The 15,456-nt window shown below is 30.7% G+C and carries 12 protein-coding genes; 6 read left to right on the top strand and 6 right to left on the bottom strand.

The window, feature by feature from the left end; all coding sequences use genetic code 11:
* The first annotated feature begins 15 nt into the window (after window positions 1-15).
* From bvRMA01_RS03685 to bvRMA01_RS03700, 4 genes are read left to right on the top strand one after another with little or no spacing between them, the layout of a single operon-like run.
* Entirely contained in the window at window positions 16-1,335 is a 1,320-nt protein-coding gene (locus bvRMA01_RS03685) for a TrkH family potassium uptake protein (protein ID WP_247032242.1), read from the top strand.
* 6 nt (window positions 1,336-1,341) lie between these two features.
* Window positions 1,342-2,124 carry a potassium channel family protein gene (locus bvRMA01_RS03690; protein ID WP_011772659.1) on the top strand — a complete coding sequence of 261 codons (783 nt, stop codon included), beginning with the start codon at window positions 1,342-1,344 and terminating at the stop codon, window positions 2,122-2,124.
* A 12-nt stretch (window positions 2,125-2,136) separates the two neighbouring features.
* The gene (locus bvRMA01_RS03695) at window positions 2,137-3,108 is read left to right on the top strand and encodes a P-loop NTPase (RefSeq protein WP_247032243.1); all 972 of its coding nucleotides are present in this window, start codon (window positions 2,137-2,139) and stop codon (window positions 3,106-3,108) included.
* A gap of 39 nt (window positions 3,109-3,147) precedes the next feature.
* Entirely contained in the window at window positions 3,148-4,497 is a 1,350-nt protein-coding gene (locus bvRMA01_RS03700) for an ATP-dependent 6-phosphofructokinase (protein WP_247032244.1), read from the top strand.
* Window positions 4,498-4,512: 15 nt separating this feature from the next.
* On the opposite strand, the gene bvRMA01_RS03705 is transcribed toward bvRMA01_RS03700, so the two are convergent.
* The 5 genes from bvRMA01_RS03705 to bvRMA01_RS03725 all read right to left on the bottom strand — a co-directional run bounded on the left by bvRMA01_RS03705 (window position 4,513) and on the right by bvRMA01_RS03725 (window position 12,102).
* On the bottom strand, window positions 4,513-5,844 hold the full coding sequence (locus bvRMA01_RS03705; protein ID WP_247032245.1) for a CoA-disulfide reductase: 1,332 nt from the start codon (window positions 5,842-5,844) through the stop codon (window positions 4,513-4,515).
* A gap of 9 nt (window positions 5,845-5,853) precedes the next feature.
* Window positions 5,854-7,242, bottom strand: coding sequence for an L-cystine transporter (locus bvRMA01_RS03710; RefSeq protein WP_247032246.1), 1,389 nt, complete (start codon window positions 7,240-7,242; stop codon window positions 5,854-5,856).
* Window positions 7,243-7,323: 81 nt separating this feature from the next.
* On the bottom strand, window positions 7,324-8,904 hold the full coding sequence (locus bvRMA01_RS03715) for a glucose-6-phosphate isomerase (RefSeq protein ID WP_247032248.1): 1,581 nt from the start codon (window positions 8,902-8,904) through the stop codon (window positions 7,324-7,326).
* 28 nt (window positions 8,905-8,932) lie between these two features.
* Window positions 8,933-9,337 (bottom strand): ParB N-terminal domain-containing protein, encoded by a 405-nt coding sequence (locus tag bvRMA01_RS03720; protein ID WP_247032250.1) that lies wholly within the window; start codon window positions 9,335-9,337, stop codon window positions 8,933-8,935.
* A 5-nt stretch (window positions 9,338-9,342) separates the two neighbouring features.
* A complete protein-coding gene (locus bvRMA01_RS03725; protein ID WP_247032252.1) occupies window positions 9,343-12,102 on the bottom strand; it encodes a penicillin-binding protein 1A in 2,760 nt (919 codons plus the stop codon).
* 414 nt (window positions 12,103-12,516) lie between these two features.
* On the opposite strand from bvRMA01_RS03725, the gene plzA reads away from it, so the two are divergent.
* The gene (plzA, locus tag bvRMA01_RS03730) at window positions 12,517-13,302 is read left to right on the top strand and encodes a c-di-GMP-binding receptor PlzA (protein WP_247032254.1); all 786 of its coding nucleotides are present in this window, start codon (window positions 12,517-12,519) and stop codon (window positions 13,300-13,302) included.
* Between the two features lie 17 nt (window positions 13,303-13,319).
* The gene (locus tag bvRMA01_RS03735) at window positions 13,320-14,414 is read left to right on the top strand and encodes a tetratricopeptide repeat protein (RefSeq protein WP_247032256.1); all 1,095 of its coding nucleotides are present in this window, start codon (window positions 13,320-13,322) and stop codon (window positions 14,412-14,414) included.
* Window positions 14,415-14,431: 17 nt separating this feature from the next.
* Here the strand turns inward: bvRMA01_RS03735 and bvRMA01_RS03740 are convergent, their stop codons facing one another.
* Window positions 14,432-15,433 carry an L-threonylcarbamoyladenylate synthase gene (locus bvRMA01_RS03740; RefSeq protein WP_247032257.1) on the bottom strand — a complete coding sequence of 334 codons (1,002 nt, stop codon included), beginning with the start codon at window positions 15,431-15,433 and terminating at the stop codon, window positions 14,432-14,434.
* Between the last annotated feature and the right edge of the window lie 23 nt (window positions 15,434-15,456).

Consider the following 15,456-nt stretch of genomic DNA (forward strand, 5'->3'; position numbering starts at 1 on the left):
ATGTTTTATTTGTTTATGTTGAAATTTGAGTTTAGTGATAGGTTTTTTCTTTTCAGTTATTTTATTTTGATTATGTTCCTAGGCTCTCTATTGTTGTCATTGCCTATTGCTTGGCATGGTGAGAAAAAATTAGAGTACATAGATGTTTTATTTACATCTGTATCTGCTGTTAGTATTACGGGTCTTGTTACTGTTAAGATGGAAAATTTTTCTACTTTTGGGTTTATCATTATAATGTTATTGATTCAATTTGGGGGGCTTGGTTTTATAACAATTGCTACTTTTTATTTGCTTATTCCTAAGCGTAAGTTGAAGTTAACCGATGCTCGGATAATTAAACAATATTCTCTTTCAAATATTGAGTATAATCCCGTCAAGATTTTGAAAAGTATACTTTTTGTAACTTTTTTAATTGAATTAATTGGAGTATTGTTAATATTAGTGTGTTTTAGACTTCGAGGTGTTAATATTTCATTACTTGAAGCTTTATTTACAACGATTTCAGCTTTTTGTAATGCAGGATTTTCTATGCATTCTGAGAGTATTTATGCTTGGCGTGATGTTCCTGAGGCAATAGTTGTTATTGCTATTTTGATTATTTGTGGAGGACTTGGGTTTATGGTATATCGTGATATTACGAATACTATTAAATATCGGAAAAAGTTGTCTCTTCATGCTAAAATTGTTTTTTTACTGAGTTTCTTTTTGATTATTTTAGGTACAATTTTATTTTTTTTCTCAGAAATGCATAAACTTAAGGAAGGTTATTCACTTGGAACTCTCATATTTAATTCAATATTTTATTCAATAAGCACAAGGACCGCTGGTTTTAATTATCTTGACAATTCTCTTATCACAAGTAGAACCCAAATGCTTTCGTTGCCATTCATGTTCATTGGTGGTGCTCCAGGTTCAACTGCTGGTGGGATTAAGATTACTACTTTTTTTTTAATTATTCTTGCGGTAATAAAATCACAAGATGGTAATGGTTATATTATTGGTTCTTATAAAGTTTCAATTGATAGCATAAGATTTGCACTTTTATTTTTTGTAAGGGCTGTGTTTATTTTGTGTTTTTCATTTTTTGTTCTTCTTGCTGCTGAGAGTGGTGGAAAGTGGAGAGTTATTGATTTGGGATATGAAGTTTTTTCTGCCTTTGGTACTGTTGGGTTGTCAGTTGGTGTTACACAGGATTTGTCATTTTTAGGTAAAGTAATTATAATTTTTACTATGTTTGCAGGTCGGATAGGACTTTTTTCTATGGCAATTTTTGTTTCACGAAGATCTCGTTTTGAAGAATTTACAAGGCCAAGACAAGACATTTTAGTGGGTTAGGAAAGAGTGAAAACGTTTGTTATTATTGGTCTTAGCAATTTAGGGATTCATGTTCTTGAAAATTTAAGTAAACTTGATTGCCAAATTATTATTGTTGACACTTCAAAGGAATTGGTTGAGGAATATGATGTTATTTCTACAGAAAGCTTTATTTTGGACCAATTTACTAAAAATACTTTAAAAAAAGTTATACCTGTAGATACTGATGCTGTTATTATTGATTTTGATAATGATCTTGGGAAGAGTGCTCTTGTTACTCATTATTGTAATCTTTTAGGTGTTAAAGAGATATGTGTTAAAACTGAAGATAGGGATGATGCTGAGATATTAAAAACTCTTGGTGCTACAAAAATTATATTTCCAAGTAAGGATGCTGCAAGAAGGTTAACCCCACTATTAGTATCGCCTAATCTTTCAACGTACAGTATTGTTGGTCATGATATCATTGTTGCTGAGACTATTATTCCTAAAGAGTATGTAGGAAAAACTCTTCTTGAGGCTGACTTGAGAAGGGAGAAGGGCATTACTGTTATTGCTGTTAGAAATTTAAGCAATTCTAGGTATGAGTTTGTAGATGGTGATTATTTTTTCTTAAAGGATGATAAAATTGTAATTTGTGGGAAGCCTGATAAAATTGAGAATTTTACAAATAATAAGGATTTGATTAAAGACTTAATATCAGTTTCTAAATCAGAGGATGCTTCTTACACGGAAAATTCCAAAAAATTAGGATTTTTAAGGTTTTTTAATTTCATGAAAAAGTTTAGTAAAGATAGGAAAAACGATTAATAGGATTTTGAGATGACTAAGATTATTCCTGTTGCAAGTGGAAAGGGAGGTGTTGGGAAAACATCTTTTGTTGCTAATATTGGTTATAAACTTGCATGTTTAGGTAAAACTGTAATACTTGTTGATCTTGACCTTGGTGGGTCTAATCTGCATACATGTTTAGGGGTTAAGAATACTGGTGTTGGAATAGGTTCCTTTATTAATAAGCGTGAAAAAGATTTTTCAAGTTTAATTATTAAAACACCTTATAAAAAGCTTTATCTGATTCCAGGAGATGTTCTTTATACGGGAACAGCCAATATTCCTTTTTCTATTAAAAAAAGAATAATAGACTCCATTCAAAGAGATCTTGTTGCTGATTTTGTTTTTATAGATTTAGGTTCAGGTACATCTTATAATACAGTGGATTTTTATTTATCAGCTTACAGTGGTATAATCATTACTGTTCCAGAAACCCCTTCCATACTTAACGCTTATTCTTTTTTGAAAAATGCACTGTATCGGCTTTTATATCTGGGGTTTCCCCCAAAGAGTGCTGAACGTGAATATATTAGTAATTTTTTTAAAAATAAAATAGAAGGTACAAACGTTAAGTTTAAAGATTTAGTTACAGGAATTGAAGTCATATCTTTAAGTTCATCACTTAAGATAAAAAAGATGATGAACAGTTTTTATCCTAGAGTTGTACTAAATAGGATAGAATCTAGCGAAGAAATAGCTATGTGTGAAAATTTAATCAATGTTGTTAAAAATAATATTAATATACCAGTAGAATTTATTGGTTTTATTCCGTTTGCAAAGAGTTTTAGAGAATCTGTTAATAATAGAATTCCATTTATTGATTTTGATAAAAATTCAAAGCTCAATAAATATTTTGAGTTTATTGCAGGTAATTTGATTAAGTCTCCTGTTGAAGGTTCACCTTATATTTATGATGATATATACGATATGATTAAGGATCAAAGTCAATTTATTAGGAATTAATTGAATTATAATAATACTTAGTTATGGAGGAGCAACTTAATGCATAGACTTAGGAATAAGAATTTAGATTTTAAAATAGAAAATTTAGGAGAATGTAAACAAGATAATCCTTTGATTAATTTTTATGCTGATGAGAGTCATATTCATTTTACTGGTGAGGCTAATAAGATTAGATTTAATGTTTATAAAAATGACGAGGCTTGGGATCAATATGAGAATATTTTTTTAGAAAAAGCCGGACCTAGACATAAAATTTATTTTATTCCAAAGCATGTTAAAGCGGCAATTACTACTTGTGGAGGTCTTTGTCCAGGTTTTAATGATGTTATTCGTTCCATTGTTAGAACTTTATGGAAAGTATATGGAGTGCATAATATTTATGGAGTTAAATTCGGATATCAGGGACTTTTGCCAGATTCTAATTTAAGTTTTGTTGAGTTAAATCCTGATGTAGTAGATGATATTAATCAACTTGGTGGTACAATACTTGGTTCATCAAGAGGAGGAATTAAACCTGTTGAAATAGTTGATACTTTAGATAGAATGGGCATTAATATGCTCTTTAATATCGGTGGAGATGGAACACAAAAAGGTTCTGTTCTAATTGCTGAGGAAATAGAGAGGAGAAATTTGAAGATTGCTGTTGTAGGTATTCCAAAGACAATAGATAATGATTTTATGTTTGTTCAAAAATCTTTTGGATTTGAAACAGCTGTAGAGCAATCAGTTGCTGCAGTTGCTGGTGCTCACTTTGAGGCAAATAGTGCTTATAATGGAATTGGTCTTGTTAAAGTTATGGGTAGAGATTCTGGGTTTATTGCTGCTCATACCGCTTTATCTTCTAATGATGTTAATTTTTGTCTGATTCCAGAACTAGATTTTGATATTGAGGGGCCTAATGGGCTTCTTGAACATCTTGAAAGACGACTTTTGGCAAAAGAAAATTTGGATGAGATGCCCCATGCAGTAATATTAATAGCAGAGGGCGCAGGACAAAAGTATTTTGATCCTAGTAGTCGTAAAAAAGACGATTCTGGTAACTTGCTTTATGAAGATATTGGACTTTATATTAAAGATAAGATTAATACGTATTTTAAGTCCAAAAATATTTCAATTAATCTTAAGTATATTGATCCTAGTTATCTTGTGAGAAGTTCTCCAGCTAATGCTAGTGATTCTCTTTATTGTGCTCGTCTTGGTTCCAATGCTGTTCATGCTGCTATGGCAGGTAAGACAAAATTATTAATTAGCTTGTGGAGTACAAAATTTGTACATATTCCAATAAAAATGGCAGTAATTGTCAGAAATAAAGTCAATATAAATGGTTCTTTCTGGAGGGATGTTCTTGCAAGTACCGGTCAGCCATTTAGTATGAAGAACGAGAAATAAAAGTGTTCTTATGATTTATTTTGCTGCATTGCCTGCAACATTTAATGCATCCCAAGTTTTTGAGAATGGTGGAGAATATGCAAAATCCATCATTCCAATTTCATTTGTTGTAAGTTTTGAATAGATCGCTAAGGATAATGCATGCATTCTTATTGCGGCTCCATTTTTGCCAATTGTTTGTGCCCCAATGATTTCTTTTGTTTCTTCATTGTATATCAGTTTAATATACAAATCTTCTTGATTTGGGTAATAATTTGTATGGTTTTTGTCTTTTATAAATACTGTTTTATATTTAATTCCAAGCTTTAAAGCAGTTTCTTCTGTAAGACCAGCCCTGGCTGCTTCAAGCGATAAGACTTTAATTGATGCAGATCCTAGTGTTCCTTTAAAAGCAACGTGTCTTCCTGCTAGATTTTCACCAATTACTTTTCCTAGTTTGTTAGCTGTTGTTGCAAGGGGGATATAATCATTTTTTTTACTTACAAGATTATAAATTGTGGCGCAATCCCCAGCAGAAAAAATATTTTTTACGCTGGTTTCTCCATATTCATTGACAATGATTGCACCATTTTTTAAGGTCTCAAGTTGACCTTCTAAGAATTCAGTAGCAGGTTTGATACCGGTGGAAAGAATTACAAGATCCGCTTTATATTCGGATTTATTTGTAATGATTCCCTTAACTTTTTCTTTTCCTATTAAGCTTTTTGCAAATTCATCTGTGTGGAGTAGAACATTGTTTTTTATTAATTCTTCTTCCATGATATTAGTGATTTCTCTGTCAAACGATTCGGTTAGTATTCGTTTATCTAGTTGAATTATTCTTACATTTTTTTCTAAAGCTTTAGCAGCTTCTACCATTTCAATTCCAATATATCCAGCTCCAATTATTACTATGTCTTTTATATCTTTCTTCTTAAAAAGTTTTTTTATTTCTTTTCCATCTTGCATATTTCTTAGAGTATAAAAGTTACTTAGTTGGATGTTGCTAATTGGTGGGATGATAGGATTGCCCCCAGTTGCAATCATTAATTTATCATAAGAATCATTGAATATCTGTTTTGTTTGAAGGTTTTTTACTTGAAGGGTATTATTTTTGATATCTACTCTCATAACCTCATGTTCAGTGAATACTGATATTCCATTTTGTTCAAATTCATCAGGTGTTCTGGCTATCATGTTGTTTGCTTCATCAAAGAATCCTCCAATGAAATATGGTAATCCACAAGCCCCAAGAGATGTAATATTTGTTTTTTCATAAATGGTGATGTTTAATTCTTTATTTGTTCGTTTTGCTTTTGCAGCAGCACTAGTTCCTGCAGCAGTTCCTCCAATAATTATTATTTTCATAAAAATTCCTTATTTTTCTATTTCATTTTGATTATTATAAATATTTCTGTCTAATTGATTAAGGTTCTTGGCTGTTATTATTCCTGCAACCATTGAACCGCTGACATTGACAGATGTTCTACCCATGTCAATTAAAGGTTCAATAGATATTACAAGTCCAACAAGTTCAACGGGTAGGTTCATTGATGAGAGAACCATTAAAGAAGCTATTGTTGCGCCTCCTCCAGCTCCAGCTGCTCCAAATGAGGTTATTATTATTATTCCTATAAGTTGGAGTAAGAATAAAGGATCTGTTGGGTTTATTCCTTGGGTAGGAGCAATCATTATTGCTAACATTGCAGGATGGAGTGCTGCACAACCATTTTGTCCAATGGATACCCCAAATGCACTTGCAAGGTTTGCAGTTCCCTCACTGACTCCTAATTGTTTGGTTTGTACTTCTACATTAACAGGTATTGTTGCTGCGCTAGAACGAGATATGAATGCAAATGTCAAAACCGGCCATGCTTTTTTAATGAAGATAATTGGATTTAGCCTATTAAGTGCAATTAGTGTCATGTGCATTAAAATTGTAATGCCAATGGCAATATATGAAGCAAGTGCAAATTTTCCAAGTTTCATTATGCTTGAAATATCACTTGTTGCCGATATTTTTGTAATCATTGCTAATATGGCATAAGGTGTTGATTTTAAAATTAAAATTATCATTCCAGAGGTCAAATCTTGTGCTGTGGATATTATTTGTTTAAAAAATTCTATTGATTCTGGTTTTTTTTTTGCAACTTTAAGAGCAACGATTCCTACTAAGGCAGCAAATATTACTATTCCAATTGTTGAGTTTGATCTTGTTCCTGCCATATCTGCAAATATATTCTCAGGGATCAGTTCTGATAATTTTTGTGTAATTGGAGTTTTTTGTAGGCGTTCAAGACCTTGATTTAGTTTTTTTCCTTGTGTAATTTCATCTACTTCAGATTGGAGTCCTTCTGCTGTTAAATTAAAGAAGAGAGAGGTACCAATTCCAATTATTGCGGCAATTCCTGCTGTAAATATAAGCATAAGTATTACGGATAAGCTCATTTTCCAAATATCTTGGCTATTTGTTAGTTTTACTATTGCAGATATTATTGAAACAAGTATAAGTGGTATTACCATCATTTTAATGAGTCTTATATATCCTATGCCTAGGATATTAATCCACTCAATAGTTTCTTTTAGTATTATTGATTCTGATTCATAACAATGTTTCATAGTTATACCAAAGGCTATTCCTAATCCTAAGGCTACTAGTAGTCTTTTTGTAAATGAGATGTGTTTTTTGTGTAGAGAATATAGAAGTCCTATTAATGTAAACATGATTGTGATATTTAATAGTGTATATATTATTGTTGTGTTCATTTTTTTTGCCTCTGATTTATAAATTTTAATGTAATGAGCATGATTTTAATCATAAATTTTTGAATTAGTTTTGTTACTTTTTTATTCTTGAAGTAGTCTATCATAGGATTTTATTATTTCATCTTTTAAGTTATTGTCCTTTAAAATCTTAGTCGCAATGACTTTTCCAAGTTGAACTCCTTCTTGGTCGAATGAATTTATATTTAGTAAGAATCCTTCAAACATTACTTTGTTCTCGTAGTGGGATAGTATTGCACCTATTGTATAAGGTGTAAGTTCTTTTGAATATATTAATGCAGAAGGTCGCTCACCTTCAAAGTTTTTATTTTTGTTTGTATCTTTTTTGCCATAAGAGAATGCAATTATTTGGGCTATTAGATTTGCTTTTAACTTATCATTGTTTGATGTTCCCTCTAGGGTGCTATCCTGTTTTAGTTGAGATTCACTAAAACCTATTAGATCCATTGGAACTATATCTGTTCCTTGATGAAGCATTTGAAAGAATGAATGTTGAACATCCGTTCCAATTCCTCCCCAAATTATTCTTACTGTTTTATAATCAATTTTTTCTCCAAATCTGTTTACACTTTTCCCATTGCTTTCCATTTCAAGTTGCTGCAGATGAAGATAAAAATTTTCCATTGCTTTTGAATATGCAATAATGCAGTTGCTACTGTAGTTAAGAATATTACTCTCATATACACTAATTAGTGCTGCTAAGAGAGGTGCATTTTCTCTTACGTTTTTATTTAATGCTTTTTTGTCAACCTCACAAGCTCCTTTTAATATTTCTTTTGTAACGTTTTCTGTGAAGCAAAGTGTAATTAAGGTGAGTCCAACAGCTGATGTTGGTGAAAATCTTCCACCAATTGAATCGTGCATAAAGAAGTATTCAAGATATCCCTGTTCAAGTGCTATCATACTTCCCTTTGATGTAATGATTATGATTTGTTTTTGGTATTCTTTGATACCATTATTTTCTAATTTTTTAATTAAAAATTGCATATTAGCTGCTGTCTCTAGTGTGTTTCCGCTTTTTGATACTATAATAAATAAGGTTTCTTGAAGGTCTATTTCACTTAATACTTCTTCTGTCTCATCTGGATCAACATTTGAAATAAAATAGGCTTTCATCATGTGTAAATTTTTCTGCTTAGCGTAATTTTTGATCGCAGTATATAGTGCTTTTGGACCAAGACTTGAACCGCCAATTCCGATTTGTACCACATTTTTAAAGACTTTTCCACTTGTGCTCTTAATCGATCCATTTTGAACTTGTTTTGCAAATTCAAAAATTCTTTTAAGTTCTCTTTCAAAAAATTCCCTTATATTTTCATTATTTTCTATGACTTCTGTTCCAAGTTGCTCTCTTGTCAAATGGTGCAGAACTTTTCTATTTTCGCTGATATTAATATGTTTTCCATCGATGATTTCTTTATATTTTTCTATTAAATTTGCTTCATCGCTTAAATTTTGAAATATGTTTAAGTGAGTTTCGTTAATTTGTTTTGTAGCATAGTTATAATGTACTTGATATCCTTCTATTTTGATGTCATATTTTTTTATTCTATCCTCGCTTAAAGTCTTTTTTAGTTCTTCGGGATTGGTTTGTCTTAATTCTTGAAAATTTTTAAGTTTATTAAGGTTTATATACTTAAGCATGAAGCCTCCTCCAATAGTTCTTATATATTTAAGTTTTATTTTGTTTTTTTCTTTTTAGTATTTTTTTTATTTTAAGTATTATAAATTTTAAAAACCTGTTTATTATGTTTTTTTCTGAATAATATTTTAATTGTTCTTCTCCTGACTCTGATTCACTTTTTGTAAATGATTTTCTGGCATTATTCTCATCAAGTTCAATTTCAAGTAAAATTTTTTTATCTTTTGTGGGAATTACCTTGACATCGACTTCTTTATATCCAAGTTCTTTTAATACCTGATATCTTCTAAAACCCGCTACTAGATTTTTGTTTTTATCTATTATTATTGGGTAGATTAAACCATGTTTTTTAATGCTTTCTTTAAGAGTTGAGGTGTCTCCTATATTTTGTCTGATTCGTTTTTTTATTTTTATTTGTTCTAAATCTATTAACATTTTTATTAATCCAATTGAATATTTTCTCCATTTACATCTTTGTGCCCATTTTCGTCAATTTGTTCATTTTCATCAATGAGAGGATTCGCTTTACTTTCTTCATTGTTTCCTTTGTCTTTTTTGTCTATATTAGTATCATCTATATTAATGTTGTCATTATTATCATTTGTCTTTGTATTGTTGATGTTATTATCTAGATTTATATCTGGTATGTCATGATTCACGTTTTCTTGATTATGTTCATTTTCTAAACTATTATCCAAACTACTATTATTAGTTTCATTGATATCATTTTCAAGTTCTGTTTTGTTGTCTATTTTATTTAATGGATTAAAATCATCTATAAGATATTCAAATTCATTAACCTCAATGTTTAACTCATTGTTGTCATCGATTTTATCGATTCCATAAACATTAAATTCCATTTTATTTAAAAATTCAGATTTATTTTCATAGTATTTTGACTTTTCAAATGGCTGAGTTCCTGCAATAAATATTTCATTTATTGTTGTTTCGTTAGGTACCCCTTCTGGTAATAGTCCTGTTTCTGATTGTACTTGTACATTAATTATGCCTTTAGGTCTTATGAAAACTTTTCTAGGTAAATTTTTATGGTATTCTGCCATAAATTTTCCCCAACTAGGACCAGCAAGTCCTGTGCCTGTTCCAGCAATTCCTAATGAATATCCCTTTTTATCAAAACCAACCCATAAAGCCGTTGTTATATAGGGTGAGTATCCTATTGCCCATCCATCAGCCCAGTTTTGAGTAGTTCCTGATTTTCCTGCAATGTCAGATTTAAAGTCTTTAAGATTTGTATGTCTTTGATTTGCTAAGGTGCCATATTGAATTGTTGATTTCATCATGTCTGTCATAATATAGGCAGTTTGAGGAGATACTATTTGTGCATTGGCCCCTTTGTTCTTAATTGCTGTTAGTGTTTCGGATTCTACATTTGCTATTACTTTTCCATTTCTATCTTCAATATATTTAATTCCATATGGTTCCACTTCTTTGCCATTATTGCCCAAAATTGCGAATGCTCTTGCCATTTGTATTGGAGATGTTGATATGACACCGAGTGCAAGAGGATATACTTTAGGAAATGTTTTGTTTATTTCATTTTGATCTTTTATTCCTAATAATTTAGCAGAATATTTAATTGCGTTTTCAAATCCTAATGTATCGAGTATTCTAAGAGAAGGAATATTTAGTGATAAAGCTAGTACTTTACGTGTTAGTACATTGCCTCTCCATTTTCCTCCGTAGTTTTCAGGTGCATAGACTTCTCCTTCTTGATTGAAAAATGCTACTGGAGAGTCTGAAAACATTGTTGCAGCTGTGATTTTTTTAAGATCAATAGCTGCTGAAAAGTATAAGGCTTTAAATGCACTTCCAGGTTGTATTTTTGCTTGGGTTGCTCTATTAAATTCGCTTCCTTTTCTATATCCGCTTCCCCCAACCATTGCTTTTATTGCTCCTGTTGTGGTATCTAGTGCTATGAATGCGCCTTCTGGTTGTACAATGAAGTTTGGATTTGTTTTATTGTTTATTGTGTATTCTTTTGTTGCTTTGTCTATTTTGTCAATGCCTAATATTGCTGCGAAACTTGCAATTAAATCAATATTGTCTTCGTAAAATTTTCTTGTTCTTAATTTTTTGTATTGTCTTCCATTTACTCTAGTGCTTCTTATTCCAAATAGATCAGATATTGTGTCAATTATGGGAACTATTTCTGAGTTAATTACCAGCGTTTCAGATGATTTAGTAGAATTATACATTTTTCTTGTTTTTATGATCATTTCTTGTGTAATTTCATCTGCATACTTTTGTGCATCAAGATCAAGTGTTGTGTATATTGAATACCCGTCTTTGTATATGTTTGCTCCAGATGGAAGATGTTTAATTATTCTTTGCCTTATGTATTCTGAGAAATAAGGTGCATGATCTTCTTTATCAGAGATAGCTGATGTGTCTGCCATACGAGTCCAATCGTAGTTTTTCCAGTATTCATTAAACTCTCTCTCAGCTAGTTCAGTACTTATAATTCCATTAGATACTACTTGATGCAATACTGTCTTTTGTATTTTTTTAGCGAATTCTGGATTGTAAAATGGTGAATAGAGTTTTGCGTTTGGTAGTTGTATAATCATTAAAACCGCTTCTGCAGTGTTAATATCTTTTACGCTTTTATTGAAAAAGAATTTTGATGCTGCTACTACTCCGTAATTTCCGTTTCCAAAGTACACTTTATTTAAATATTTTTCAAGTATTTCATATTTTGATAGTTTCTTTTCAAGTTGTATGGCCCACCAAATTTCATTTAGCTTTCTTAAGATTGATCGTCTTGCTTGATTGGTGTAAAGGAGTTTTGCCAATTGTTGTGTTAAAGTACTTCCTCCTGAAAAGTATCTTCCAATAGCAATATTAAAAGCAGCTCTGAGGATTCCCATGAGTGAGAAGCCTCTGTGAAAGAAAAAACTAAGATCTTCGCGTATTAAAAGTGTACTTATTAAGTTATTAGGTATTTCTCTTAAAGAGAGTAATTCTCTATTCTCGTCGGATATAAATTGTGTTATTATTTTGCCATTTGTATCAAAAAGCTTTGAAGGTATGGCAGGATTTACGTCGCCAAAATTTTTGTCTCTTTGAATGTTTACAGTCTCAACTATTGCAATTGATAGTAAGATAATAGAGAAACTAATAGTAAAATATGTTATATAAATGAGTAAGTTAGCTTTTTTACTAAAGTTAAGATTTTTCAAGTTATATCCTTCCAATATAATTGTACTATAAATATGTTAAAATTAGTATGTTTGCATGAGTTGTTATTAATGTGAAATTATTGTTATAATTCCTTCTTATATATACTATATGGATTCTGTAATGCAAATTGGCAAGAAATGAGAATATGGATTAAAGTAAGGGTGGCTTATCTTTTGTTAAGGCTTTTTTTGCTGTTTTTGTTTATACAATTGATTTTACATTTTGATTTTATTTGGATATTAATGTGATTTTCGTAGATATGTTGAATAAGTTATTAACTATTGGTTGTATCTAATATTTTGGGATAAAATTATTTTAAAGTGTATGCATAACTTAAAAATTTTGAATGTTATTACTTTAAAGTTCCTGAATGTCGATTTTAACATGTTTGTTAGATTTTAGAGGAGAGGTTTATGTTTTTGTCTAGGAAAATAAAAGATTATGAAGCTAAATATAGAGGTAAAGAAATTAAGATGAGCACTGAAATCAACAGTTTCCTTAATATTAAAAATTCTGTTGAAATTAGAGTTGGTAATTATTTGGCCTATGGTGTAATTTATTCTATTTCTATGAATGCTATTAAGATTATTTTGCAAGAAGATAAAGTTTTACCTGTTTTAGCACAAAATGGAAATTCAGGCAATATTCAGTTTAAGAGTTTTGATAATGTTGGAAATGATTCTTTTTTTATTCCCTCTTTAGTTGTGAAGTTGGTAAATACATCTTCTTGTTCTGTTCAAGAGAAGGAGTATAATTTGCTGACTTTAGATTTTTTATCTCCTATGCCAGAAGAGGTTGCAGTTAAGATTGGCAAACTGCTTGATTTAAAGCTTGGACAGAATCAAAGAATACATGAGCGTATTATTATTGATAAAGATTCGCTTAGAAAGCTTAATCTTAGTTCTGATAAAGCTTTTATTGAAGTTAAGGGTGTTAAGCATAAATGCTTGATTAAAGACCTCTCTTATGGAGGTGCACTTTTAATATCTTCTTTTGATTATGAGGGAATGGATGAAAGTAATGCTGATTTAACTTTAAGTTTTGATCTTGCAGACAAGGGAGTTTCTATTGTGGGCAAGGCAAAAAATTTGAGTGTTATTCAAACTCCTAATGGGAAGGTTTTAGCTTTAGGTATTGCATTCTGCGAGGAAAAGATTCCCCTTGACTATACTATGTTAATTCATGATTATTTTAATTAGAGGATTTTAGAGGATTTATGCTTAAAAATATTGTTTATATTTCTCTTCCAGAAGATTTTACAAGTCAAATTAAAGATTTTATATTTGATCCTAAGGTACTTTTACCCGTTGAGGTTGATGATGTTAAGCATTTTTCTCAAGATGAACTTAATTTTGAGGCTGTTATGTCTGCGATTCTTAAGATTTCGGCTTATGATCAAGATAATGTGAATTTTTCTTATTATAAAAAGCTTCTCTTAGCTTTAAATCCTAATATTGTCAATACGCTTATTCATGTTGGACTTACTAAGGTTGATGAGGGAGATTATAATTTGGCTCTTGAGATTTTTTTGGCATTAAAAGGTATTGATAATGAAAATGAAGTTCTTCTTTTTAATTTGGCATTATTGTATGAGAAGATGGCTGAAAACTTTTTAAGGGTTGATCAAAACATGAATGCTATGACTAGTAATCAAAATGCTTTAGAGATTTATGAAAAACTTTTAGAATTTGAGAGTCCAAATGAAAATGTGTTTGCAAATGCTGGCTTTTTTTTTGTTAAGCAATACAAATTGGACAGGGCTCAAGAGTTACTTAAGCATTATTTAAAAATTTCTAATAATTTAAGATTAAAAAATAAGGTAAGTGACGTATTAAATGCCATAGGAGTTCATAAAAGTTTAGCTTTAAATCTTGAGAGAATATATGATCTGATAATTTTATCGAAGGAAGATGAGGCTATTTCTAAACTTGTTAAACTTTTAGAATATCATCAAGATTCTTGGAATGCTTGGTTCTTGCTTGGATGGGGATATAGAAGAAAGGGTTTTTACTCTGAGGCAAAAGACGCTTTTCTTAAGGTATTATCTCTTGATTCTAAGAATGTCGATGCTATGAACGAGCTTGCAATCTGTTTTATGGAACTCCTTAAGTTTGATGATGGTCTTAAATATTTACTTAGGGCTTTGAAGCTTGAACCTGATAATATCAAAATTGTTTCAAATCTTGGAATTCTTTATCTAAAGATGAAACGTAGGAAAGAGGCTAGAGAGTATTTTGAGATAGTTCTTGAATATGATTCGAGTGATCCTCTTGCCCTTAAATATTTGGAACTATTGAGTAGTGAATTTTAATTTATGTTGTATTGCTTTTAGGGAATAAATTTATTAAGACTTGCTTTCTTAAGTCTATTATTAATTGAGTATCCAAGTTGACTGTTATCTACAAATTCAGCAAGTATTTGTTTGTATGTTTTCTCAGATTCTACAAATACTTTGTAGATATTTTTTGCATATTCTTCTAATGTATTAAAAACACAGATATTATTCATATTCCAAGATTTGTTAAACCAATATGAATTAAGAGTAGCTTTCATGATGAGCACTTTTGTATCTTGCCTTGATGCATACTGCCTTATATTATCTTTTTGCTTAAATAGATAAACAGGTATGCGTGGTTTATAATGTTCTAGTAAGTTTCCAGGTGATTTAGATAGCATTTCTTTTCCTACTGAGTATTCTACTCTAAATTTTCCTTTAAGTTCTTTTTCTATCATCTCTTTTGTGATTGAACCCGGTCTTAGTATTGATATATTTCCTTTAGAGTCAAATCCTATAACGGTTGATTCTATACCAATTTTTGATTCTTCATTTTTTTTGATAATTCCCTTAACTAGACCATCAAGTTCCCTGATTGCCATTTCAAAATTAGTGGCACTGGGACGTCTTGATAAGTTTGCTGATGGGGCTGCTATTGGAACTCCGCTCATCTTTATTAACTTGAGGGCTACAGGTTCTGATGGTATTCTTACTGCTATGCTGTCAAGTCCCCCGCTTATGAAGTTAGATATTTTACCCGCATTTTTTAGTATAAATGTTAGAGGGCCTGGGGTGAATTTTTGCATTAGAATCAGTGCACTTTTTGGTATATATTCTACAAGTTTTTTTATTTTTTCTATTGATTCAACATGTACTATTAAAGGGTTTGTGATAGGACGCCTCTTTACTAAAAAGATCATTCGTATTGCATCGTCATTGTATGCATTAGCCCCAATGCCATATACTGTTTCTGTAGGAAATACTACTAATTCTCCTGCTCTTATCAGTTTTGCTGCTTTTTTTATCTCGAGTTGTTCTATGATCTCTGTTTTCATTAATGTCATTTCCTATTAATTTT

The organism is Borrelia venezuelensis (assembly GCF_023035835.1).
In the GTDB taxonomy this organism is placed as follows: domain Bacteria; phylum Spirochaetota; class Spirochaetia; order Borreliales; family Borreliaceae; genus Borrelia; species Borrelia turicatae.